The following is a 25,083-nucleotide window of genomic DNA, read 5'->3' on the forward strand; positions in this document are numbered from 1 at the left end:
AGTGCTTCGACCCTAAATCAGAAGCCAAGGCTGAAGCTGATGGTCATCGCATGGTCGTTGCTGTCGTTCGACAGTTGCCCCGAGTAGCCGACGCCAAGTTTGCCGGTCGGGCTGATCTGGAAATCGACCCCCGCTTCAACGATGGCGCTGTCCTTGGCGATCGGCACACCTTGAGTGCTGAACGAGGCGCCGCCATCGATGAACGTCAGATCAGCGTCTGGTTTGGTGTCGCCGAAGGCATGACGCCAGCCGATGGCCGCACGCGGAGTGAATTGCCCGCCGTTGGCCAGGGTGATGACTTTGCCCGCGCGGACGCCGAGGGTCGAGAAGGTGATGTCTTGATCGGCATCGGCCTCCAGGCGCCCTACTCCGCCTTTCTCCTTGGCCTTGTCGGTGTCGTAGTTGACGTAGGCCAGACCGGCAAACGGCTCGAGGGCAATGCCTCCGGCGTCAATGGCGTAGCCGACTTCACCGAACACCTGCGCGCTGCGCGCGTCGTAATTGGCCTTCAGGCGATCGTTGTAGCTGCCGACGCTGACGTTGCGTTTGGTCTCGATGTCGTGCCAGCTGTAAGCCGCGCCGAGGCGCACTGCAAGGGCGTCGAACTGCGAGTTGAGGTACGCCGCCAGGTGGTAGCTTTCGACGGTGGCGTCCGAGCGACGGTCATGGGCATCAAGGTCGCTGCGGGTGTAACCGGCGGCCATGCCCACGCGCCATTGGTCATCGAGTTGCTTGTCGGTACCGAGCATGAAGCCGCTGAGGTTACGGTCGAGTTTCGCCGCGTTGCTGTCGCCATCCGACTCACCCCACGCGCCGAGTGCCCGTGCCCAGCCGACCATTTCGCCGTGGCAACCATTGCTGCTCAATTGGTTGTCACTTGGCGCCAGGGCACGACGTGGATCATCCGCCGCGCTGCACGACGGTTGGCGCATGCGATCGTTGACCGCGTCACGCACATAACGTGAATCCTCGAGGATTGCACTGGCCGTGCTGGCGTGGATCTCACCCGACAGGCTGTCGAAGGCATTGCGCGCGCCGGCAACACTGAGGTTGACGATTTCGTTCTGCAGCGCCGCTCCCGCCGGACCGTTGTTCGACAGCGCGGTGGCGGTCCGGGACTGATTGCCGGTGGCGGCGACATCGGCAAAAGAGTTGCCGTTGCGACTGACCACCAGATTCACTGCGTTGGCGTCATACACCAGGGCGCTGTTGAGGAACGCGTATTGCGGCAAGTCTGCAGCGCTGAAGGTGCCATTCACGCCACCGCCCGCAGTAATCAGCGAGTACGTGGTATTGCCGGTGAACGGTGCCAGCGAGTTGACTTGCACGCCACCGCTCAAGGTCGCTGTGCCACCGACTGCCAGCGGTGTCGCGGTTGGCGAACTGACGGTCAGCGCCAGCACACCATCCGAGGCGTTGGTCAGGTTACCGGCCACGCTCAGGGTTCCGGCGTCGGCGCCGGAAGCCACCACACCATGGTTGATCACCGAACCGACGCTGCCATTACCGCTCAGCCCTGCACCGTTGGCCACGGTCACTTGCCCGCCCAACGAAGCCCGCGATGCACGGCTGCCGACTTGCAGCACGCCTTGGTCGACCGCGACCGTGCCGCTGAACGGATTATCACCGGTCAACAGCAAGGTGCCGGTACCGCGTTTGAGCATCGCGCCCAGTCCGCTCAGCGATCCGTTGAACTGACCGTTGAAATTCTGCACGAAGAGCAGCGAAGCATTGTTGAGAATGTTGCCTTGCAGGCTGGTGGTGTTACCGATCAACGTACCGCCACTGACGGTGGTGCCACCGCTGTAGGTGTTGGCACCGCTCAATACCAGCGTGCCGGAATCAAGCTTCTCGATACCCCCCGTGCCCACCAGCGGCGTGGAAATTTCCGCACTCGCGCCGGCATTGACCCGCACCGGTGCAAGGCTGCCGTCGGCGCCGTTGACCGGCGTCAGCGTACCGCCAGCCCCCGGAACCAGGCTGTAGCCGCCGGAGAGAAATTGCAGACCGGTGAAGTTCTGATTGCCCTGCACGGTCACCGTACCCGCCTGACCACCGAACACCGCGAACTGACCATTTGATGCCAGGGCCTGAGTACCGCTCGGATCGGTCCAGTTGGTGCCGGGGCCCCACACGCCGCTGCCGCCACCGATGCTGCCGTCCGGGTTGGTGGTGCCACCGTTCCAGAACTGCACCTCACCCGGCGTGCCTTGCACCAGCAGGTTGATCTGGTTGGCGATAGCCGTTTGCAGCGTCAGATTGGCCGCCGACACCGGCAGGCTGCCGTACACCAGACCGTTGTCGGTCAGACTGCCGCCGTAGCTGAACAGTTGATAGACGCCGGTGCCGAAGCCGCCGGCGTTGCTGATGTTCAACGTACCGTCGAGGGTCAGGTTACCGGCGACATTGACCACCGTGGTCGAACTGGCTGCCGAGCCGAGACTGAAGTCCAGATTGGTTCCCGAGGACAGTGCCAGCGAACCGACTGACAACGGCGTCGCCGTGCCGCCACCGGCCAGCGTCGCACCGCTGGCCAGTTGTACGGCGCCGCCGAATTGGCCGCCACCGCCGATGCTAGCGCCGCTGGCGACGTTGACGTTGGCGCTGTTGAGCACGCCGTTGACGATCAGGTTGCCGGCCTGCACCGAGGTGTTGCCGGTGAAGGTGTTGTTGCCGGTCAGCAGCAATTGACCGCTGCCGGTTTTGTTCAGCGTGCCAGCGCCGGTCAGGTTCCCGGTGTAACTGCCATCGGCGTTCTGTTCGAAAGTCAGCGTCGCGTTGTTGACGATCGCACCTTGCAGGCTGCTGGTGTCACCGCGCGTCGTGCCGCCGCTCAGTGTGGTGCCGCCGCTATAGGTGTTGGCGCCACTGAGGACGAGATCGCCGCTACCGTTTTTCACCAGGCTGCCGCTACCGGTCACAGCACCGATCAACGTGGTGTTCTGATTGCCGGCCAGGGTCAGTTGCGCGCCAAGGTTGACGGCGTTGGCCAGTTGCAGCGCCGAAGTGCTGTCGAGCGTGCCGTCACCGGTCACGTTAAGCGCACCGCCGCTGATCGCACTGTTGTTGCCGAGGATCAGCGTACCGCCGGCGAGTTGAGTGCCGCCGCTGTAGGTGTTGCTGCCGTTGAGGGTCAGGCTCGACGCGCCGGCCTTGATCAGGCTGCCGCTGCCGCTGACCACGCCGCCGAGGGTCAAGGCGTTGGAGCCGGCAACGGTCAGACCACCGTTGACGACCACGTCGTTGCCCAGCGTAACGGCGCTATTGCTGTCGAGCGCAGTGCCATCTGCCGCCGTCAACACACCAGTGCCGAGCGCCGCGTTGTTGCCGACCACGATCTTGCCGCCATTGAGCGCCGTGCCACCGGTGTAGCCGTTGGCCGCGTTGAGCACCAGCGTACCGGTGTCGTATTTGCCCAGCGTGCCGCTGCCGTTAAGCGCGACGCCGATGGTTGCCGTGGCGTTCGGGTCAACCCGCACCGTGGCATTGCCCAGCGAACCGTTGACCAGGTTCAGCGAACCCGCCGTGCCGTTCACCAAGCTGTAGCCATCAGTGACGAACTGCATACCGGTGATGGTTTGTGCGCCGTTGACGGTGACCGTGCCGGCCGCGCCCTGGAACACCGCGAAGTTGTTGGTCCAGGCCTGATTAGTGGTGCCGTTGACATCGGTCCAGTTGGTGGTGCCGGTGCCCCAGGTGCCGCTGCCGCCTTCGACCGAACCGTTGGCCACCAGCTGATTGCCGTCCCAGAACTGCACGGTGACGCCCGGTGCGGTGACCAGCAGGTTGATCTGATTGGCCAGTGCGGTTTGCAGGGTCAGATCGCCCGGCGTCACGCTGCCTGGTACGGTGCCGATCAACATGCCGTTGTCGGTCAGGCCACCGGTGTAGTTGATCAGGCGATACACGCCGCTGCCGAAACCACCGATGTCGCTGACATTCAGGGTGCCGTCGAGGGTCAGGTTGCCGCCGACATTGACCAGCGCATTGCCGCCGCCGGATACCGGAGTGCCGAGGCCGACATCGAAGTTGGAGTTGCCGTTGAACGTCAGCGAATCCACCGACAAGGTGCTGCCGGTAACGCCCGCCAGATGACCGCCATCCGCCACCGTCACGGCACCGGTCAACGTACAGCTGCCACCGAGGGTGCCGCCGTTGTTGACCAGCACATTGCCACTGGCCAGCGAACCGTTGACCTGCAGCGTACCGGCATTGACGTTGGTGTCGCCGGTCAGGTCGCTGATCCCACTGAGCGTCAGGGTGCCCGTACCGAGTTTGCTCAGCCCGCCGTCACCGCTGAGGATGCCGGCGAAGGTGCTGCTGACGTTGTTGCCACCGAGGCTCAACGTGTTGCCAGTACCGACCAGCGCAGTACCGCTGCCGGTAAGGCTGGCGAGGCTGCCGGAAGCGCCGAGATTGAGCGCCGCGCCACCCGCGAGATTGACCGTGGCGTTGTTGCCCAGCGCCCCGCCACTCAGCGTGGTCAGGCTGCCGGACGCCACATCGAAGGTGCCGCTGAAGGTGTTGCTGCCGCTCAGCGTCACGTCGGACAGGCCGTTCTTGGTCAACGTGCCGGCGCCGGCAATGATGCCGCCGAGGGTCAGATTGTTGTTGCCGGCCAGAGCCAGATTCGCATTGACGTTGAGGTTGTTGGCCAGCACCAGTGGCGCGGAATTGTCGAGGGTCGAAGCGCCGGCCACGGTCAGCGCGCCGCTGCCCAGCGACGCGCCATTGCCGAGAGTCAGCGTACCGGCATTCAATGTGCTACCGCCGGAGTAAGTATTGATGCCGTTAAGTGTCAGGTTCGACGCGCCGTTCTTGATCAACCCACCCGCGCCGCTGACCACACCGGCGAGGGTCAGGTCGTTGCTGCCGGTGTTGCTCAGATTGGCGTTGAGCACCAAGTTGTTGCCCAGGCTCAGCGCGCTGTTGCTGTCCAGCGCCGAGGCGCCGGCGACGGTGAGATTGCCCAGACCCAGCGCCGAGTTGCTGCCGGCGGTCAGCGTGCCGGCGTTCAGGGTGGTCCCGCCGAGGAAGTTGTTATTGCCACTGAGGGTCAGGTTGGCTGCGCCGTTTTTGCTCAGGCTGCCGGCGCCGTTGACCGTACCGGCCAGAGTCAGATCCGCCGTGCCGCCAATGCCGAGATTGCCGGCCAGATTCACCGCGTTGTTCAGCGAAACCGCCGTGCTCGCATCCAGCGTGGTGCCGCCCGCCGCGTTCAACGTGCCGGAACCCAGCGCCGAGTTCGACGCCAGAACCAAGCCGCCGGCGTTCAGCGCTACCGGGCAGAGGAAGGCATTGTTGCCGCCGAGCGTGAGGTTGGCCGCGCCGTTTTTGATCAGGCCACCGGTACCGCCAATCACGCCGTTGAGGGTCAGCGCATTGCTGCCGACCACGGTGAGGTTGCCGTTGAGCGTCGCCGCGTTAGCCAGTGTCACCGCCGCGTTGCTGTCGAGTTGCGTGCCGGCATTTGCGGTCAACGTGCCGGTGCCGAGCGCGGTGTTGCTGCCGAGGATAATCTTGCCGCCATCCAGTTGCGTACCGCCGGTATAGGTGTTGGCACCGCCGAGCACCAAGGTGCCTGCGTCGAGTTTATTGAGAATGCCACTGCCATTGATATTGGCGTTGATGGTCGCCGTCACGCCCGGATCTACCCGCAACGCAGCGGTGCCGCCGGTGCCGTTGACTGCCGTCAGTTGCCCCGCCGCGCCGTTGACCACGTTGTAGCCATCGGTGAGGAACTGCATGCCGGTAAATGCTTGCGTGCCGTTCACGGTCACGGTGCCGGCGGTGCCCTGGAACACCGCGAAGTCACCGGCCCACGGCTGATTGACCAGACCATTGGCATCGGTCCAGTTGGTACCGACCGCGTTCCAGGTGCCGCTGCCGCCATCGACCACGCCATTGGCGATGGTCTGGCTGCCGTCCCAGTAACGGATGTTGACGTTCGGCGCCGACACTTGAATGTTGATCTGATTGGCCACGCCGGTCTGTACCACCAGGTCGCCGAGGCCGTAGCCGACCGGCACGCTGGCGACATCCAGACCGAGATTGGTCAGGGCACCGGTGTAGTTGAACAGGCGATACACGCCAACGCCGAAACCACCGGCATCGGTGACGTTGAGATTGCCGTCAAGGGTGAGGTTGCCGCCGACGTTCATCAGCGAGGTGGTCGACGGCGTGCCCAGCGCCACATCGACGTTGCTGCCGGCAGCGAGAGTCAACGCACTGGCGGACAGTTGATTGCCCGACGACAACGCTAGATGGCCGCCACTATTGACGTTGACGCTACCGATTGCCGAACCGGTGCCGGTGAGGGTACCGCCGGTGTTGACGTTGACCTGTGCGCTCGCCAGTGAACCGCTGAGATCGACGGTGCCGCCATTGATCGCGGTGTTACCGGTAATGCCGTTGATCCCGGTGAGGTTCAAGGTACCAGTGCCGACTTTGATCAGGCCGCCGCTACCGCTGAGATCGCCGTCAAAGGTGCTGGTGACGTTGCCGCCGCCGACGGTCAGGGTGTTGCTGCCAGTCAGTTGCACACTGCCGCTGCCGGTCAGCGCGCCGAGGCTGGCGTCGCTGCCCAGATTCAGCCCGGCGCCGGCGCTGATGTTGACGCCGGAGGTATTACCCAAGGCGTTGGTGTTGAGGGTGGTGACGCTGCCCGAAATGATGTTCAGCGCGCCGGTAAAGGTGTTGTTGCCGGCCAGCGTCAGATCCGACAGGCCGTTTTTGGTCAGGCTGCCGGCGCCGTCGATGATGCCGTTCAAGCTCAAATCGTTGTTGCCGGCGACGGTCAGTCCAGCGTTCAGCGTGATCGCGTTGCCGATGCCGAACGAGGCGCTGTTATCCAGTGTCGCCGCGCCGCCAACGATCAATGCCCCGCTGCCCAGACCGTTGCCATTGCCCAGGGTCAGCGTACCGGCGTTGAGCGTGGTGCCGCCGCTGAACGTGTTGTTGCCGTTAAGGGTCAGGTTGGCCGCGCCGTTCTTGATCAGTTGGCCAGTGCCACTGGTGACGCCGCCGAGAATCAGGTTCTGCGTGCCGCCCACGGTCAGCGCCGCATTCAGGGCGACGGCGTTGTTGAGGCTGACCAGCGGCGAGTTGCTGTCCACTGTCGCCGCGCCGGCAACGGTCAATGCGCCGGAACCCAGCGCCGAACTGTTACCGACGGTCAGTGTGCCTGCATTCAGCGTGGTGCCGCCGAGGTAATTGTTGGCCGCGTTGAGAATCAGATTGGCCGCACCGTTTTTCACCAGACTGCCGGCGCCGCTGACCAGGCCGGTCAGGGTCATGTTCGCCGTGCCGCCGATGTTCAAGGCTCCGGCGAGTGCCACGGCATTGTTCAGGCTGACAGCCGTGCTGGCGTCCAGCGTGGTGTTGGCCGCCGCGTTCAACGTGCCGGAACCCAGTGCAGTGTTGCTGCCGACGGTCAGTTTGCCGGTGTTCAACACGGTGTTGCCAAAGTAAGTGTTGGCGCCGTTGAGGGTCAGGTCGGCAGCGCCGTTCTTGGTCAGTCCACCGATACCGGCAACCACGCCGCCGAGGGTCAGCGCATTGCTGCCACCCAAAGTCAGAGTGCCGCCGAGATTGACGTTGTTGGCCAGCGTTGCGGCGGTGCTGGCATCCAGGGTAGTGCCGTTCGAAGCGTTCAGTGTGCCGGTACCGAGGGCCGTGCTGGAACCGACAATCAGCGAACCGGCGTTCAGCGCGGTGGTGCCGCTGTAAGCGTTATTGCCGTTAAGGGTCAGGCTGGATGCGCCGGTCTTGATCAAACCATTGCTGCCACTGATCACCCCGCCAAGGGTCAGCGCGTTGGCGCCGCCAGCGGTGAGGTTGGCGTTGAGGATCACGTTGTTGTTCAGGGTCACGGCCGAACTGCCGTTGAGCGTGCCCGCACCTTCCACCGACAAGGCGCCAGTGCCCAGTGCTGCGCCGTTGCCGACCGTCAGGCTGCCGGCATTCAGCGTGGTGCCGCCGCTGTAGGTGTTGCTGCCGTTGAGCGTGAGATTGGCGGCGCCGTTTTTCACCAGTTGGCTAGCGCCGCTGATCACCCCGCCGAGGGTCAGCGCGTTGCTGCCGCCAATGCCCAGGCTGTTGTTGAGAATAACCGCGTTGTTGAGGGTCACCGCCGCATTGCTGTCGAGGGTTGCCACACCGCCGACGGTGATGTTGCCGCTACCAAGCGCGGCGTTGGCGCCCGCCGTAATCGTGCCCGAGTTCAACGCGACGGCACCGAGGAAGGTGTTGGCGCCGTTGAGAATCAGATTGGCCGCGCCGTTTTTGGTCAATCCGCCACTGCCGCTGACGATACCGCCGAGGGTCAGATTGGCGCTGCCACCGACGTTGAGGTTACCGCCCAGCGAGACCGCGTTGGTCAGCGCCACTGCGGTGCTGGCGTCGAGCGTAGTGCCCGCCGCCGTGGTCAATGCGCCAGTGCCCAGCGCGGTGTTGGAACCGACAATCAACGTCCCGGCATTCAGCGCGGTGCCGCCGGAGAAGGTGTTATTGCCGCTGAGGCTCAGGTTGGCGGTGCCGTTCTTGATCAGGTTGCCGGCGCCGCTGACGACGCCGCTCAGGCCCAATGCCTGCGTGCCGCCAATGGTCAGCCCCCCGGTCACTGCGACAGCGTTGGCCAAGGTCACCGCTGCCGTCGCATCCAGCGTGGTTCCGGCGGCAGTATTCAGTGAGCCGGTGCCCAGCGCGGTGTTGCTGCCCACCAGCAGACTGCCGGCATTGAGCAGCGTGTTGCCGCTGTTGCTGTTGTTGCCGGTCAACGTCAGGCTGGCACTGCCGGACTTGGTGATGCCGCCGGTTCCGCTCAACACGCCGCCGAGCGTCAGCGCGTTGCTGCCGAGCACGTTGAGCGCGCCGGTCATGCCGATGTTATTGGCCAGCGTCACGTTGGTGGTGCTGTCCAGACTGGTGCCGGCGGCGGTATTCAGCGCACCACTGCCCAGCGAGTTGTTGTTGGTCACCAGCAGGCTGCCGGCGCTCAGGGTGGTAGTGCCGGTGAAACCGCTGTTGGCGCCGCTGACGGTCAGGCTGCCGCTGCCGGTTTTGGTCAAGCCACTGCTGCCGCTGATCAAGCCGCCGAGGGTCAGCGCGCCGGTGCCGCCGGCGGTCAAGGTGCCGCCGAGGCTGATGGCGTTGGCGAGGCTGATCGTGCCCGGCGCACTCAGGGTCGTCGCGCCAGTGACGTTGAGGGTGCCGGTGCTGAATGCCTGATTATTGCTCACCTGCACCGTGCCGCCATTGAGCGTGGTGTTGCCCAGATAGGTGTTGGCAGCGCTGAGGTTCAACTGGCTGGCGCCTAGTTTGGTCAGGCCACCGCTACCGGAAATCACCCCACTCAGGGTGGTCGCGTTGGTGCCTTGCACGGTGACGCCGCCGGCCCCGAGGGAGATCAGATTGGCGATGTTCAACCCGGCATTGCTGGCCTGCAGAATCCCGCCGTTGGAGGTGAGCACACCGCTGCCGAAGGTGGCGTTGTTGTTGAAGTTCGCGATACCGCCGTTGAGCGTGGTCGCGCCGCTGACCAGTGGCCCCTGCAAGGTCCAGGTGCCGCTGTTGAGGGTCAGGTTGTTGAAGTTGACGTAGGTGGCGCTCGATGCCGTGCCAGTCCCTGTGATACCGACGCCGGCCGGGTTTTGCAGGATCAGGCTGTTGGTGCCGCCCGCGCCGCCATCGACGGTACCGGTCGGGGCGAACGTCAGGTTGATATTGATCAACCCACCAAGGCCGACGCTGATCTGCACGCCATCACCAACCTGCACCGAAGAACCGGTCACCGCCGTAAAGGTGTTGGTGCTCGCCGCGCCCATCGACACACCGCCGGTAATCGCACCGGCGTTGGTGAAGGTGTTGCCCGCCGCCGACGTCTCGAACGCGATCCGGCCGTTGATGACGCCGGTACTGCTGTTGGTCATGTTGACCTGCGAGCCACCGTAGACGCCGATCACCGGGGTATCCGCGAGGGTAATGCCGCCGATCGACAGGCCGGTCGAGGTAATCGTGCCGTTGTTGGTGATGCTGGTGGTGCCGGCCGCGGCGTTGTTCACGCCAATCGCCAGGCCGTCGATGCTGGTCAGGTTAAGCCCGAGCAGCATGCCCGTACCACGGATGATGCTGCTGGCGTTGTTGAGTACGCTGACCGTGCTCGTAGCGCCATTGCCGATGAACGCGCCGCCGCTCAACACCGAGACCAGGCCGAGGACTGCCGGATCCATGATGCCGGAGTTGTTCAGGGTGATGTTGACCCCCGTCAGGTCCATGACATGCCCGCCAAGGGTCGCGTTCATCTGCGCGCCGCTGTTGACGTTGACCGTCAGATTATTAGAGGCACTGGCGAAGTCGTTGGGAACCAGTGGCAGCGGTGGCACCCCCGTACACGTCACGATTGAACCGGCCGTGGAGCACGTAGCCAACGCCGGTGCGCTGACGCCGCCGAACAACAGCCCGGCGACGCTCAGGTGCACAGCAAGGGAGAGTGGGGAAAAACGCGAAACGAGGGCGACACCAAACCTTGCTTCCACGGGCTACTCCTTGTCGTGGCCAATTTCTTCCTTGAAGGCGTGCAAAGCCTGCTTATTCCACACGCGAATCAAGACTGCGACGGTCATCACAAAACCGTTGATTGGGGACAAAGCTAGTAGACGCCCCGCCATGGGGCACTGATTAAATGGTGTTAATACTTTAATACTAGAGGGGTCTGGAATAAGCCTTTCAGCCCGTATTCATTGGCGCTGAAGAGATGCAAAACGGTGGGAGCGAGCTTGCTCGCGAATGCGTTGTGTCAGCTTACGGATACTTTTCTGATACCCCGCCTTCGCGAGCAAGCTCGCTCCCACAAGGAACTGTAGGGTCTGCAAACCCGCGCCTGACCGATCCATCAGGAAATACTGAAAAAGGACAGATTTTTCAGCCCATTGAAGGTTTTGGTACGCCTTGTGCAAACGTTTGCGTAACGTCAATACCAACGTATTCGTAACAAAACCGTACAAGCCCACGGAACACGGGCCTCGATCTGCAAAAAAGGACTTTGAATGCACGCCGCCTCGCCCTTTCGCGCACCTTTTGCGCGCACGCTCGCTGTTTCCCTGCTACTGACCGGCGTTACCGGACTTCTCAGCCACAGCGCTTTGGCGCAACCGGCGCCCGCCGAAGAATCCGCCCAGGGCGAAGCGCTCAGCCCCGAAGCCAGCCCGCCGAAAAAAGGCGCCTACCTGTCGGACTGGTACAACCAGGACCTGATGCTGATCGGCAGCAAGGACATCAGTTTCGGCCCGCAACCGGCCGACGACATCTATCTGGAATACGAGTACTTCGGCCGTAAAGGTCCGTTCGAACTGTACGGTTATGTCGACATTCCGAAGATCTTCAACATCGGCAACAGCCACGACAAAGGCGTGTGGGACCACGGCTCGCCAGTGTTCATGGAACACGAACCGCGTATCTCCATCGACTACCTCGCCGGCCGCAGCCTGGCCATCGGCCCGTTCAAGGAATGGTATGTAGCGTTTGACTGGATCTATGATCATGGCAGCCGCAAAGAGAACCGCGCCAATACCCTTTACAGCGGTTTCGGCACCGACATCGACACCCACTCGCGGGTCAATCTGTCGGCCAACCTGTACGGTCGCTATCAGTGGGAAAACTACGGTGCGAGCAATGAATATTCGTGGGACGGCTACCGCGCTCAGCTCAAATACATCGTGCCGATCGACAAATTCAGCAACGGCGCCTCGCTGACTTACATCGGTTTTACCAACTTCGATTTCGGCTCGGACATCCACAAGGACAACCCCGCTCGCACCGCCAACGCGACGGTGGCAACCAATGTCCTGCTCTACTCGTTTACCCATTTGCGCTTCACGCTGGTGGGGCGTTATTTCCACAACGGCGGCAACTGGGAAGACGGCAGCGAGCTGAATTTTGGCGACGGCAATTTCCGTGCGCGTTCCAACGGCTGGGGTTACTACGCCGGCGTCGGTTATCAGTTCTGAATCAAGGAGTTTTCCATGCAAGCAATGATGCGTTTGACCCTCGCCGGTGCAGCCCTGCTCTCCTCTACCGCGTGGGCAGCCGAGGCGCCGATTCAACCGAAAGTCGTGTTGATCACCATGTTCGCCCCTGAGGCGCAACACTGGATCGATCGCCTGCAGTTGAAACAGGAAATTCGTGTACCGGGCCTGTCTGCGGAGTATCCGAGCATCCGCTGCAACGCGCAGCAGGTGTGCCTGTTGACCACCGGCATGGGCCAGACCAATGCGGCCGCCTCGACCCTGGCGCTGGCCTTGTCGCCGAAATTCGACCTGCGCAAAAGCTACTTTTTGATCGCCGGGATCGCTGGCATCAGCCCGAAACACGGGACCATCGGCACCGCCGCTTGGGCGCATTATCTGGTGGAATTCGGCACGCAATGGGAGATCGATTCGCGCGATGCGCCGTCGACCTGGCCGACTGGCTATCTGGGCATCAACACCCAAGGCCCGAACGAAAAACCGCCGCTGGATTACAAGACTGAAGTCTTCGAGCTCAACCCGAAGCTGCAGGACAAGGCATTCGCCCTGAGCCATAAAGTCGAGCTGAGCGAGAGCAAGGAATCGGCGGCGTGGCGCCTGAAATACCCGTCAGCCCCGGCCAATCAACCACCGGTGGTGACCCGCTGCGACACACTGGCCGGCAACACTTGGTTTTCCGGCACACGCCTGAGTGAGCGGGCTGAGGTCTGGACCCAGTTACTGACCGACAACAAGGGCCAATACTGCACGACGCAACAGGAAGACAACTCGACCTATGAGGCCTTGCTGCGTGCAAGCCGTGAAGGTCTGGTCGACGTGCAACGCCTGGCTGTGGTGCGTGCCGGCTCCGACTTCGACCGCCCGGAACCGGGCGGCAGTGAAGTGGACAACTTGCTCAAATACGCCGATCAGGGCGGCTTCGTGCCGGCGTTGGAGAACCTCTATCGCACGGGTAATCCGCTGGTGCAGGACATCCTGAAAAACTGGTCGACATGGGAAAACGGCGTCCCCGCCTCTTAAGAACAGCGAAAATCCCTGTGGGAGCTGGCTTGCCAGCGATGGCGGCGGAACAGGCAAAGAAGAAGTTGCCTGAACTGACGCTATCGCTGGCAAGCCAGCTCCCACAGATTGCTGGGTTTCAAGGAGATCCAAGGTGTATCAGGGGATAAGAATGACCTTGTCACCGCTGCCCTGATTCACATCCGAATAACGCTGAAGACCGTCAGCCAGCGGCGCCTCGACCAACCCCTGCGGCAACGGCAGCAGCCCTTCATCAAAGAATCGCCCGAACTGCTCCAGCATCGCCGCGCAGGCTTCTACGCCATACAACAACGAATTGATCCCGACCACCGAACCACCTTTGCGGTACAGCGCCAGTGCGGGCAACTGCACGTGCCCATCCACCGGAGCCGCGATGATCGCGATCCGTCCGAACGTGGCCAATGCCGCCACCGACGCCGGCAACCAGAAACCGGTGGTGTCGAAGATCACATCGGCACCACCGCGATACACCGCATTAACCTGCGCACCGAGGTCTTCGGGCTTATCCAGTTGAAGGGTCTGATAACCCTGCATCTGCAATTCCGCCACCTGCTCCGGGCGCCGCGCCGCTGCCAACAATTGCGCACCGCGCACTTTCGCCAGCGCCAATGCTGCAGTCGCTACCGCACCGCCACCGATCACCAGCAAACGGGTTTCGGCGCTCACTAAACTGCGCTCCAGCGCATCCCACGCCGTGGTGTAAGGCACGCCGAGGCTGGCGGCTTGGGTGAAACTCAGGTGCGAGGGCTTGTGCGCCACACCATTGGCCGGCAGTTTGACGAACTCGGCGTGGGAGCCATCGGCAAAAAAGCCCAGCTCACGGCCAGTGCCCCAGACTTCCTGACCGATCAACGCTTGCGGGCCTTCGACAACGATACCAGCGAAATCGCGGCCGGGAATCCGTGGCAGCGTGGTGTACGGAAAACGGCCGAGGACGTTTTTCACATCGCTGGGATTCAGGCCGGCAGCCTTGATCTGCACCAGCACTCCGTCAGCGCCGGGTACCGGAGTCAGCACCTCGACATAGCGCAGGGAAGACAGGTCGCCGGTTTTATCGAATTGCAGTGCTTTCATGGGGACATCCACCGAAGGAAAAGAGGAAATTCAGGACAACCAACCCGCGACCAGCTGTCGGCCCATCGGCCACAACTGTTCGCCGGCCAGCATGCCGAGCAAACCGACCAGCGCGATGGCCGGTGGCGCCGGAGAACGGAAGTCCAGCGCGCCGTACAACAGGCCGACGCCCAGACCAATGGCCAGCGAGATCAGGTAGTTCATGGGGAGAAACTCCGCCGTTTGAAGGGAATGGGCAGAGTTTAGGGAACCAGCGGGCATGGCATCGGCCAAGGACTTCTGAATTTCGGACAAGTACCGGATGCACACCACAAAACCCTGCGGGAGCTGGCTTGCCAGCGATGAGGCCTGTGCATCCGACATCCTCATCGGCTGACACACCGCTATCGCTGGCAAGCCAGCTCCCACAAGGTTCTGTGTAGGTTCAGGACAGCGTCGTTACAGAGTGAATTGTGAAGGAGCGACACCCAATTCGCGGCGAAACATGTCGCTGAAACTGCTGGGTGAGTAGCCGAGTTCGCGGGCAATCACACTCACCGCCACGCCCTGAATCAGTTCCGCCACCGCCGTCGCCAGTTGTACCTGCCGCCGCCACTCGGCGAAGCCCATACCGAGGCTGTCCTTGAACAACCGCGCCAGGGTGCGCACGCTGGCTCCGGCATTTTCCGCATGCTGTTCGAAAGGAATCTCCAGCGACGGCGCCGCCATCACCGCCTGACACAGATTCATCAAGCGCCGGTCGGACTCATCCGGCATCGGGATCTTCAACTGTGAACGCCTTGCGCGTTTCAGCTCAAGCAACGCCAACCCGACCAACGCCTCGTAATACGCAGGATCACCGCTGTCGCCCTGCTCCACCAGCCCGACAATCAGCTCGCGCAACAAACCGCCGACCTCGATCACCTGCACGGTCTGATCCAGCGTTGCCGCCAGCGCCGGGCGCAGGTAGATATTGCGCATCTGCAGATCCGACACCACCCGAATCCCGTGCGGTACACCCGGCGGCAACCACACCGCACGCTGCGGCGGCACCACCAGCGCCTCGTGCGGGGTTTCGACCCACATCACACCGCTCATCGCATACAGCAACTGCCCCCAGACATGCTCGTGCGGCTCGATGAACAAGCCGCGCGGGTACGTGCGTGCCACACGTTGCACGGGCACATCGGTATCGCTGAGATCAGGGGGTGCGGCAAGGGCCATGGCGAGCATTCATTGGGCTTGGCGGAAACGCCATGGTAACCAGTGCGCCACGGCGTCGCCAACGATAGATACCGTCGGACAATCCGAGTGAATTTTCCCGGCGCACCGCGATCCCTCTATTACCACAGGGAGGAATACGGGCTTTATGAACAACGCAAAACTCTATGTCATCGAATACACCCTTCACGGCACGCCCAAGTCGTTCATTATCCGCTCGGACAAAATGGACAACACCGAGGCGTGGCACTGGGCGAGTTGCGACGCTGGCGTCGGTCGCATTCCGCGCTTTGGCCGCGAAAAGGTGCAGAAGACCAGCAAACCGATGGCGGAAAAATTCGGCGTGGAAAACGTCGTGTGGCGACCGACCAGCTAAGCTCAGCCTGGGATCGGCATCATTCGGGGGAATGCACCATGAGCAACATCATCAGCCCGGCGCACCTGGACTACGGCCTCGATACCCTGTTCGGGCGGATCACCAAAAGCGTCGAATGCGGCGTTGGGCTGGAGGCGGTCGAAGATGATCCGTTTCGCTTTGCTCTGCGCGTGCCGGCACCGCTGCCGGAAGACCTTGATCAAGCGAAAACCGTCGTGGTCAGGGTGGAAGGCCGGCGGCTGCAAGGCACGGTGCGGCTTACTGAGCGGCTGGATGATGAGAGCCTGAAACTGGAAGTGGAGCCTGATTAGGCTCCACTTTTTTATGCGTCGTTCGTCATCCGTGGGCGCATTTACAGCCCTTGGTTGAGCACTCTTCGCCACTCTTGTGGTGGTGGGCGCAGGCTTCACAGCAATAGTGTTTGCCGTGAACTGCGTAGGCATGCTCGCCTTCCTTGATGGTGCATTTGCAGTTGGGGCAATCGCATTTTCTATCGGGCATGGGACAGACTCCTTGGGTGGTGGTTGTCTGGGGCTTGAAGGGCAAGCCGTGATAATCAGTGTAGGAGGTGCTGGCGATTTGGGGTTTTGGGGGCATATCCGTTGCTGCGGGTGTTGCCGCTGGCGGTTTCGCTCTTACAGCGAGTCACCTTTTCCAAACGCCGAAAAGGTAACCCAAAAGGCTTTGCCCCGGCGTACGGCACTTCGCTGAGGCTCAGTGTTCCCTCGCTACGGTGTCCATCCGGGGGCATCGCCTACGGTTTGCTTCGCTGCACCTCCTCTCGATGTGTTCGACTTCGTCGAACGGCGCTGCGCGCCTACCCCCGGATGAACACCTTCGCTCGGCCTGCCGAAGGGGCAAAAGATCAAAAGCCAAAGCCAAAGCAAGATCAAAAGCCCCTCACCCTAGCCCTCTCCCGGAGGGAGAGGGGACTGACCGAGTGGTTTGGGAGATGTACGCCGACGTGCGATTCCGCGTTGAACTCAGGCTTTGAAAAGCACACAAATTAGCTCCCTCTCCCTCGGGAGAGGGCTGGGGTGAGGGGCGAATCCAACACAAAACCAAAGCCGAACCCCGCTCCTCACCACTCAATAGGCCGAGTGTCAGCTCGCCTGCTTTTGATCTTGATCCACGGGCGACGTCGGAAGGCTTCGTTCCGGGATTGATCCGGGCGTGGGAGCGCAGCGACCGTTTGGCGAAGCCAAACACAGCGAGAGGAGGTGCAGCGAAGCAAACCGTAGGCGCTGCGCCCGGATCGATCCCGCAGCGAAGGAACCCCGAGCCCCAGCGAGCGGGCCGCACGCAGGAGCAAGCCCTTTTGGTTACTTTTGGCTGGGCCGGCATTCCGGGCGTTTGCCAAAAGTGACCCGCCGTAAGGGCGGAACCCTAAGCCGCCGTTACCGCAGCAACGGATATGTACTCAAAATAAAATCACCCAGCCCGACGCGAACTCCGATACATAAACACCAAAGCCACCCCCAAACACACCATCGCCAAGATCCGACTTGAAGAAAGCTCGATCGCCGGATTCCCCAACCAGCCAAAATTATCAATCAACATCCCCATCCCCAACTGCCCGACAATCACCGCCACCGTTGCCACAGCCGTCCCCACCACCGGCACCGCCCCCACCATCACCATCATGTACACCACTCCAAACAACGCCCCCGTCAACTGCCACTTCGGCACATCCAAAAGACTCACCGCCTGCGCCGGCTCAAAAAACAAAATCAACAACCCCGTCGTCACGGCCCCCACAACAAATGTCAGCAGACTACTGCGCAACACCCCAACGGTTTCCCCCAGACGCCCATTGATCGCTGCCTGCACACTCAACACCGCACCGGCCAACACCACCACCGCCAACAAAATAACCAGACTCATCACTCACCCCCGCGCAATCAAAACAAGTGCCACTACAATCAACCCCAACGCCAGCCACCGCTCGGCATTGACCTTCTTGCGCGTCGCGCCAAACCAGCCGAAATGGTCAATCAACACACTCTTGCCGACCTGCCCGGACAGAATCGCGATCATCGTCATGGCAATCCCGATATGCGGCGTCGCCAACGTCAGCACCACCACATACATCGGCCCCAGGAAACCACCAATCAACTGCCAGCGCGGCAGATCCGTCAGTGCCGGGCCTTTTTGCGGGCCTGCGAACAACAACAGCAAAAACAGAATCGCCGAGCCGACGCCAAAGATGCTCAAGGTCGCCCATAGATGCCCGACCTGCACACCCAACGGCCCAAGCAACCCCGCCTCCACCGACAAGCCCATGCCCGCGAGAATCACCAGCGGCAGCAACAACAAGCGCAATCCGGATTTCGTCGCCGGCGCGCTAACGCTCACCTCATCCAACGTCTGCATAAACAACTTCCACTCAAATAAACGATGGCGCGGATTATCGGCTGGCGAAGCTGTGCGATAAATGGGAGCATCCGGACAACACTTTTGCGCAACTCGCACAGCAGGATGATCCATGCACGGGCTTAACGAACTCGGATTCAAGGCACTCAGGCTGTTTGTGGCCGTGCTCGATCACGGCAGCTTCTCCGAAGTGGCCCGCCGCGAAGGCGTGGCGCCCTCCTCGATTTCGCGGCAGATCCAGTTGATGGAACAGGCGCTGAATCAGCAATTGCTCTACCGCCACACCCGCGCCGTCACGCCCACCGAAGCCGGGCGCATGCTCGGCCATCATGCGCGACTGGTGCTAGTGCAACTGGAGGAAGCCGAACAGGCGCTGCAGGAACAGCAAAGCGAACCCACCGGCCTGGTGCGGATCAACGCCCCGGTGGTGTTCGGCCAGCGCCATCTGACGCCGTGGCTGGGCAAGTTGTGTGCGCGTTATCCGAAGCTGCAACTGGATATTCAACAGACTGACCATTACGTCGACCCGTTGCAGGAAGGTGCCGACCTGCTGTTCCGCATCGGCCCGTTGCACGACTCGAGCATGCAGGCACGGATTCTCGCGCCACATCGCTTTCAGGTCGCGGCCAGTCCGGCGTATCTCAAGCGCCACGGCACACCGCTAAAGCCCGAAGATCTCGCGCAACACCAGTGCCTCGCCTACAAAGGCGCGACCGGCCAGCAGCGCTGGTTTTTCCGCCGCGATGGCAAGGACTGGACGCCGTACTCGGTGAAAGGCCCGATCACTGGCAACCACGCCGACACCCTTACCCAAGCCGCCGAGCAGGGGTTGGGGCTGGTGATGTTTCCGTCGTGGCTGATTGGTGAAGCGGTGCGCGACGGCACGCTGGTGCCGGTGTTGAGGGAATATCAGGTGTCGAACAGCCTGGAACCGCAGCAGATTGCGGTGTTGTGGCCGGGGAGCCGGAGGTTGTCGGTGAAGGTGCGGACGGTGATTGATTTCTTTGTCGAATGCTTTGGTGAAGTGCCTTACTGGGACAGACCTTGATATGCGTGAAGATCAAGAGCCCCTCACCCTAGCCCTCTCCCGGAGGGAGAGGGCTAGGGTGAGGGGCTTTTCAAGCGGTCAGATCCGGAACTGACCCACGAGTTTGCCAAGGCGCTGCCCCAGCTCCGCCAGACTCCGCGACGTCTGCGCGCCCAATTGCGTTTCATCGGCCACGTTATCCACCGCCACCGCAATCTGGTGCACGCTGCGGTTGATCTCTTCGGCCACCGCCGTCTGTTCTTCAGCGGCGCTGGCGATCTGCGCGTTCATCGAGTTGATCGTCGCAATCAACGATGCCATCGCATCCAGCGAAGCCCCGGCCTGATTGGCTTGCTGTGAAGTGCCGTCACCCGCCTCGCTGGAACGGCGCATCGCCTCGACCGCCGATTGCGTACCCGCCTGCAAGCGATCGATCATGCCCTGAATTTCCTGGGTGCTGATCTGCGTACGACTGGCCAGTGCCCGCACCTCATCCGCCACCACGGCAAAGCCACGTCCGGCTTCACCGGCGCGCGCCGCTTCAATCGCCGCGTTCAATGCCAACAGGTTGGTTTGTTCGGCAATCGAACGAATCACCCCGAGCACGCCGACAATCGACGTCACGTCCTGCTGAAGGCTGTCGAGCGACACGCCGCTACTGCGAATATCGTCCACCAGCGCATGAATCTGTTTGATACTGCCGGCCACCACACGCTTGGCGCTCTGGCCTTCTTCATCGGTCTGCTGGGCGGCGACGGCGGCGTTCTGTGCGCTCTTTGCCACTTCCTGCGCGGCGGCGGACATCTCGTTGATCGCCGTGGCGACCTGATCGGTCTCGTGACGCTGACGTTCCATCGCCTGATCCGAGCGCTGCGCCTGATCGGACACCTGCGTCACCAGCCCGGTGAGTTGCGTGGTCATTTCGGTGATCTGCCGCACCAGGCCGTGGATCTTGTCGACGAAGCGGTTGAACGAACCGGCCAGTTCACCGAGCTCATCCTGGCTGGTGATGTTCAGCCGACGCGTGAGGTCGCCCTCTCCCGCCGCGATGTCATCGAGGTTGGCTTTCATCAGGGTCAGCGGACGCAAAATGGTATTGGCCAGCAGCATCCCCGCCGCCGCGATCACCAACAGCACCACCACCGCCACACCAACGATGCTCAGCACCACGCCTTGCATGCGCTCCTGCACCTGCGCTTCGACCAGGGCCACTTGTGCTTCGATGCCGTCGAGGTTGACCGACGTGCCGACCGCCATGTCCCACTTGGCCAGGTATTCGGTGTAACCGAGTTTGGGCACCAGCACTTGCGCGTTGCCCGGCAGTGGCGAGCTGTATTGCAGATAGTGGGTACCGTCCTTCGCCACGCTCACCAGGCCGCGGTTGACGTAGACGCCGTTCGGGTCGCGGTTGTCCTTGAAGCTTTTGCCCACGCCTTCGGGGTCGTTGGCCTTGAACAGGCGCACGGTCTCGGAGTCGTAGCCGAAGAAGTAGCCGTCCTTGCCGTAGCGAATGCCGGAGAGCAGTTTGATCGCCTGGGCGCGTGCCTCGTTATCGCCCGGCGCGGCCGCGTCGTACAGCGGTTTGATCGTGGTCATGGCCACGGCAACGTAACTTTGCAGGGTGGCTTTGGCATCGCCGAGCAGGCGCTCGCGTGTCTGTTCGACCTCTTTGTGCGCCTGTTCCTGGAGAATGAACAGCGTGGTCAGACTGATGACCAGCGCAAAGAGCAACACCGGAAGAACAGCGAGGGAGAGGACTTTAGCCTTGAGGCTCAGGCGCATTGTGGGAGCTCACTCTTTTGATTTTATTGGCGTGGTTAAAGGCTTTAACGGCACGCCATCACAAAAGTTGAGCGTCGGTATGAGGATCGTTCCCACGCTCTGCGTGGGAATGCAGCCCCGGACGCTCCGCGTCCAACAACGTGACGCAGAGCGTCACAAGAGGCATTCCCACGCAGAGCGTGGGAACGATCACCGACGGAGTTTAGAGGACCATCGCGGCCACCCAGCCGAACGCCAGCAGCGGCAAGTTATAGTGCAGGAACGTTGGCACCACGGTGTCCCAGATGTGGTGATGCTGACCGTCGATGTTCAAGCCAGAGGTCGGGCCCAAGGTCGAATCCGAGGCCGGTGAGCCGGCGTCGCCCAACGCACCGGCGGTGCCGACGATGCACACGATCGCGATCGGGCTGAAGCCCAGTTGCACGCACAGCGGCACAAAAATCGCCGCCAGAATCGGCACGGTGGAAAACGACGAACCGATGCCCATGGTCACCAGCAACCCGACCAGCAACATCAGCAGCGCACCGACACCCTTGCTGTGATTGATCCACGACGCCGACGATTCGACCAGTGTCTGCACTTCGCCGGTGGCCTTCATCACTTCGGCAAAACCGGAGGCCGCGATCATGATGAAGCCGATCATTGCCATCATTTTCATGCCTTCGGTGAACAGGTCATCGGTCTCGCGCCATTTCACGATGCCCGATACCGAGAAGATCAGAAAACCGACCAGCGCCCCGATAATCATCGAGTCCAGCAGCAGTTGCACAATGAACGCGGCGGCAATCGCCACACCGGCAATCATCAGGCTCATCGGGTTGTACTGCACCGCAACCTGCTCGACCTGCTCGATCTTCGCCAGGTCGTACACGCGCCGTTTGCGATACGTGATGAACGCCATCGCCAGGCCGAAGACCATGCCCAGCGCCGGAATGCCCATGGCGTGGGTGACGTTGATGCCGCTGATGTCGACGCCGCTACGCGCAACATTCGCCAACAAAATCTCGTTGAGGAAAATGTTACCGAAGCCTACCGGCAGAAACATGTACGGCGTGATCAGACCGAACGTCATCACGCAGGCGATCAAGCGGCGGTCGAGTTGCAGCTTGGTCAGTACATATAGAAGAGGCGGCACCAGCAGCGGAATGAACGCGATGTGGATCGGCAGGATGTTCTGCGAAGCGATCGCCACGACCCACAGCAAGCCGATCAGCAGCCATTTGACGTTGCCTCCGCCGGTCGCATGTTGACGGTCGACCATGGCCAGCGCCTTGTCGGCCAAGGCATGGGCCAGGCCCGACTTGGCAATTGCCACGGCGAAAGCACCGAGCAATGCGTAGGACAACGCCACCGTCGCCCCACCGCCCAGACCGCTGTTGAAGGCCTTGAGCGTGGCATCGATGCCCAGGCCACCGGTGAGGCCGCCGACCAGCGCGCCAACGATCAAGGCGATCACTACGTGCACGCGGGACAGGCTGAGGATCAGCATGACGCCGACTGCCGCTATGACTGCATTCATTTCACTTCCTCGAAAAACACTGCGGTGGAAAACCGACCGCCAGACAGAATGAGTCCGCCAAAGCTAACCGGCGGATTTGCAAAGAGGGTCTTATTAGAAGGGCGCGCACTGTGCCGCAGCGAACTTCCCTTGTCAAAGCCAACGCCGTCTCTGCTGATCGTTCCCACGCTTTGCGTGGGAACGCCTCAATGGACGCTCTGCGTCCGCTTTGGGGCGCGGAGCGTCCCGGGCTGCATTCCTTTGCTGCGCGTGGGAACGATCAAGAACAGGGTTTTCAGCCTCCGCATGCGGCAATCGGTCATATTGTGTTTCAAGGATAAAGAAAGCCGGTTTGCGGCCGTTACAGTGCAAAGTCTCAGATATTTATCGAATAAGGACGTCTCCATGTCGCTCAGACAACTTTCCATCCAATGGAAAATCACCCTGCTCGCCGGCCTGTGCCTGGCCGGTATCGTGACCCTGTTGGTGGGTCTTTCGCTGTATCGCATGGAGCACAGTTCTGAACTGGTGAAAGCTTCGAGCATGGAAATGCTCACTGAGTCGGCGCAGGCGCGTATCGAGTCGCAAGGTGAAGTGCAGGCCGCCGGCATTCGCCAGCAGTTCATGGACGCCTATCAGTACGGCCACGGCTTTTCGCGGCAGGTGTTGTTCCTGCGCGAACAGGCCGAGAAGCGTTTTCTCGATGCCTTCGACCTGCGCGAGGACATGACCCGTCAGGTCAAATCGGCGCTGCAAGCCAACCCGGACCTGCTCGGCCTGTCGCTGGTGTTCGAAGCCAACGCACTGGACGGCAAAGACGAACTGTTCGCCGGTCAGGCTGAACTCGGCAGCAATGACAAGGGCCGTTTCGCCCTGTACTGGTCGCAACCGACCCCGGGCAAAGTCACGTCGATGGCCCTTCCGGAAAGCGACATGGCCGACACCAGCACCGGCCCCAGCGGTCAAGCGGCCAACGCCTGGTTCACCTGCCCGCGCACCACGCTCAAGCCGTGCGTGATCGAACCGTACTTCTATGTGATCGACGGCCAGAACGTGCTGATGACCAGCATCGTCTTCCCGCTGATGGTCAACGGTAAAGTCATCGCTTCGCTGTCGGTCGATATCAACCTCAACAGTCTGCAAGCGATCAGTCAGGGCGCCAGCAAAAAGCTCTACGACGGCCAGACCGCTGTGAGCATCATCAGCCCCGCCGGCTTGCTCGCCGGCTACAGCCCGGATGCCGGCAAACTCAGCCAGCGTCTGGATGCCGTGGACAAAATCAGCGGCGCCGAACTGCTGAGCAAACTCGCGTCTACCAGCAGTGTGAGCAGCCTGCACAGCAACGGCCAGTTGAAAGTGCTGTCGCCGTTCCAGCCGATTCCCGGTGGCCCGTCGTGGGGCGTGCTGCTGGATGTGCCGGAAAAAGTCCTGGTCAGCCGCGCCGAAGCGCTCAAGCAACAACTGGACGCGAGCAATAATTCCGGCACGTTGATCGAGCTGAGCCTCGGCGTACTCGCCGCGTTGATCGGCCTGCTGCTGGTGTGGCTGATGGCACGCAGCGTGACCAAGCCGATCCTCGGCGTGGCGCACATGCTTGAAGACATCGCCAGCGGCGAAGGTGATCTGACCCGCCGTCTGGCCTACGACAAGCAGGACGAACTCGGTCAGTTGGCGGGTTGGTTCAACAAGTTCCTCGACAAGTTGCAGCCGATCATCGCCGAGGTGAAACGCTCGGTGCAGGACGCGCGCAACACCGCCGACCAGTCTTCGGCCATCGCCACGCAAACCAGCGCCGGCATGGAGCAGCAATACCGTCAGGTCGATCAGGTCGCCACCGCGTCTCACGAGATGAGTGCGACCGCGCAAGACGTTGCGCGCAGTGCCGCGCAAGCAGCCGAAGCCGCCAAGGATGCCGATCGTGCGACCCGCCAGGGCCTGACCGTGATCGACCGCACCACCGCGAGCATCGACACCCTCGCCGCCGACATGAGCGCAGCGATGGTGCAAGTTGAAGGTCTGGCCGCCAACAGCGAGAAGATCGGCGCCGTGCTGGAAACCATCCGCGCGATTGCCGAGCAGACTAACTTGCTGGCGCTCAACGCCGCGATCGAAGCGGCGCGTGCCGGTGAGGCCGGACGCGGTTTTGCCGTGGTCGCCGATGAAGTACGCAACCTCGCTCGCCGTACACAGGAATCGGTGGAAGAAACCCGTCAGGTGATTGAGCAGTTGCAAAGCGGCACCCAGGAAGTGGTCGGTTCGATGGGCAACAGCCATCGTCAGGCTCAGGGCAGTGTCGAACAGGTGGGCCAGGCGGTGACGGCGCTGCGTCAGATAGGCGATGCGGTGACAGTGATCAGCGACATGAACCTGCAGATTGCCAGTGCGGCGGAAGAGCAGAGTGCGGTGGCGGAAGAGATCAATAACAACGTGGCGACGATTCGTGACGTGACGGAGTCGCTGTCCGGGCAGGCGAATGAGTCGGCGCGGGTGAGTCAGTCGCTCAATAGTCTGGCAAATCAGCAGCAGAGTTTGATGGATCAGTTCCGGGTGTGATTCGAAGTTTGTGGGGTGTCCGCTGGATTCCCCCCTCACCCTGATCTGGCTTAATGATTCTGGACACCCCTAAAGGGCGTTAATCTACGCCCAACGAAGAGGTGTGATTTGACCAGACGATATTTTTCGACAGATT

At 61.9% G+C, this 25,083-nt stretch carries 15 protein-coding genes and 2 pseudogenes; 7 read left to right on the forward strand and 10 right to left on the reverse strand.

Features of this window, described 5'->3' with window-relative positions:
- Positions 1-17: 17 nt before the first annotated feature.
- Positions 18-10,535, reverse strand: coding sequence for an autotransporter-associated beta strand repeat-containing protein (locus tag ACIF4X_RS19035; protein WP_397483311.1), 10,518 nt, complete (start codon positions 10,533-10,535; stop codon positions 18-20).
- Between the two features lie 510 nt (positions 10,536-11,045).
- Here ACIF4X_RS19035 and ACIF4X_RS19040 point away from each other — a divergent pair.
- A complete protein-coding gene (locus ACIF4X_RS19040; protein WP_397483312.1) occupies positions 11,046-12,005 on the forward strand; it encodes a nucleoside-specific channel-forming protein Tsx in 960 nt (319 codons plus the stop codon).
- A 15-nt stretch (positions 12,006-12,020) separates the two neighbouring features.
- Positions 12,021-13,043 carry a purine-nucleoside phosphorylase gene (locus ACIF4X_RS19045; RefSeq protein WP_397483313.1) on the forward strand — a complete coding sequence of 341 codons (1,023 nt, stop codon included), beginning with the start codon at positions 12,021-12,023 and terminating at the stop codon, positions 13,041-13,043.
- Between the two features lie 138 nt (positions 13,044-13,181).
- Here ACIF4X_RS19045 and ACIF4X_RS19050 read toward each other — a convergent pair whose 3' ends face one another.
- The 3 genes from ACIF4X_RS19050 to ACIF4X_RS19060 all read right to left on the reverse strand — a co-directional run bounded on the left by ACIF4X_RS19050 (position 13,182) and on the right by ACIF4X_RS19060 (position 15,350).
- Positions 13,182-14,138 (reverse strand): zinc-binding alcohol dehydrogenase family protein, encoded by a 957-nt coding sequence (locus ACIF4X_RS19050; RefSeq protein ID WP_397483314.1) that lies wholly within the window; start codon positions 14,136-14,138, stop codon positions 13,182-13,184.
- A 30-nt stretch (positions 14,139-14,168) separates the two neighbouring features.
- Positions 14,169-14,342 (reverse strand): DUF1427 family protein, encoded by a 174-nt coding sequence (locus ACIF4X_RS19055; RefSeq protein ID WP_007969534.1) that lies wholly within the window; start codon positions 14,340-14,342, stop codon positions 14,169-14,171.
- 234 nt (positions 14,343-14,576) lie between these two features.
- Complete coding sequence (locus tag ACIF4X_RS19060) at positions 14,577-15,350, reverse strand: AraC family transcriptional regulator (RefSeq protein ID WP_397483315.1); 774 nt, start codon at positions 15,348-15,350, stop codon at positions 14,577-14,579.
- Positions 15,351-15,486: 136 nt separating this feature from the next.
- Between ACIF4X_RS19060 and ACIF4X_RS19065 the strand changes: the two genes are divergently transcribed.
- Positions 15,487-15,714 carry a DUF6555 family protein gene (locus tag ACIF4X_RS19065; protein ID WP_007919026.1) on the forward strand — a complete coding sequence of 76 codons (228 nt, stop codon included), beginning with the start codon at positions 15,487-15,489 and terminating at the stop codon, positions 15,712-15,714.
- A 38-nt stretch (positions 15,715-15,752) separates the two neighbouring features.
- Entirely contained in the window at positions 15,753-16,025 is a 273-nt protein-coding gene (locus ACIF4X_RS19070; protein WP_397483316.1) for a hypothetical protein, read from the forward strand.
- A gap of 25 nt (positions 16,026-16,050) precedes the next feature.
- On the opposite strand, the gene ACIF4X_RS19075 is transcribed toward ACIF4X_RS19070, so the two are convergent.
- The 3 genes from ACIF4X_RS19075 to ACIF4X_RS19085 all read right to left on the reverse strand — a co-directional run bounded on the left by ACIF4X_RS19075 (position 16,051) and on the right by ACIF4X_RS19085 (position 18,087).
- Entirely contained in the window at positions 16,051-16,215 is a 165-nt protein-coding gene (locus tag ACIF4X_RS19075) for a metallothionein (RefSeq protein WP_007919030.1), read from the reverse strand.
- 930 nt (positions 16,216-17,145) lie between these two features.
- Entirely contained in the window at positions 17,146-17,598 is a 453-nt protein-coding gene (locus tag ACIF4X_RS19080) for a DMT family transporter (protein ID WP_397483317.1), read from the reverse strand.
- A gap of 3 nt (positions 17,599-17,601) precedes the next feature.
- The gene (locus ACIF4X_RS19085; RefSeq protein ID WP_016987941.1) at positions 17,602-18,087 is read right to left on the reverse strand and encodes a DMT family transporter; all 486 of its coding nucleotides are present in this window, start codon (positions 18,085-18,087) and stop codon (positions 17,602-17,604) included.
- A 112-nt stretch (positions 18,088-18,199) separates the two neighbouring features.
- On the opposite strand from ACIF4X_RS19085, the gene ACIF4X_RS19090 reads away from it, so the two are divergent.
- Positions 18,200-19,135, forward strand: coding sequence for a LysR family transcriptional regulator (locus tag ACIF4X_RS19090; protein WP_397483318.1), 936 nt, complete (start codon positions 18,200-18,202; stop codon positions 19,133-19,135).
- Between the two features lie 78 nt (positions 19,136-19,213).
- Here ACIF4X_RS19090 and ACIF4X_RS19095 read toward each other — a convergent pair whose 3' ends face one another.
- The 3 genes and pseudogenes from ACIF4X_RS19095 to ACIF4X_RS19105 form a co-directional block, all read right to left on the reverse strand.
- Positions 19,214-20,035 carry a methyl-accepting chemotaxis protein gene (locus tag ACIF4X_RS19095; protein WP_397483320.1) on the reverse strand — a complete coding sequence of 274 codons (822 nt, stop codon included), beginning with the start codon at positions 20,033-20,035 and terminating at the stop codon, positions 19,214-19,216.
- 84 nt (positions 20,036-20,119) lie between these two features.
- Positions 20,120-20,896 (reverse strand): annotated as a pseudogene (locus ACIF4X_RS19100) (cache domain-containing protein); the annotation flags it as partial.
- Between the two features lie 202 nt (positions 20,897-21,098).
- Positions 21,099-22,415: a Na+/H+ antiporter family protein gene (locus ACIF4X_RS19105; protein WP_397483319.1), complete on the reverse strand. Its 1,317-nt coding sequence runs from the start codon at positions 22,413-22,415 to the stop codon at positions 21,099-21,101.
- A gap of 1,527 nt (positions 22,416-23,942) precedes the next feature.
- On the opposite strand from ACIF4X_RS19105, the pseudogene ACIF4X_RS19110 reads away from it, so the two are divergent.
- Both ACIF4X_RS19110 and ACIF4X_RS19115 read left to right on the forward strand, forming a co-directional pair.
- Positions 23,943-24,089: pseudogene (locus ACIF4X_RS19110) on the forward strand (HAMP domain-containing protein); the annotation flags it as partial.
- 102 nt (positions 24,090-24,191) lie between these two features.
- Positions 24,192-24,947, forward strand: a complete 756-nt coding sequence (locus tag ACIF4X_RS19115) for a methyl-accepting chemotaxis protein (RefSeq protein WP_397483321.1) — start codon at positions 24,192-24,194, stop codon at positions 24,945-24,947.
- Positions 24,948-25,083 lie beyond the last annotated feature (136 nt).

Source organism: Pseudomonas sp. NPDC085632, from assembly GCF_044541255.1.
Taxonomy (GTDB): domain Bacteria; phylum Pseudomonadota; class Gammaproteobacteria; order Pseudomonadales; family Pseudomonadaceae; genus Aquipseudomonas.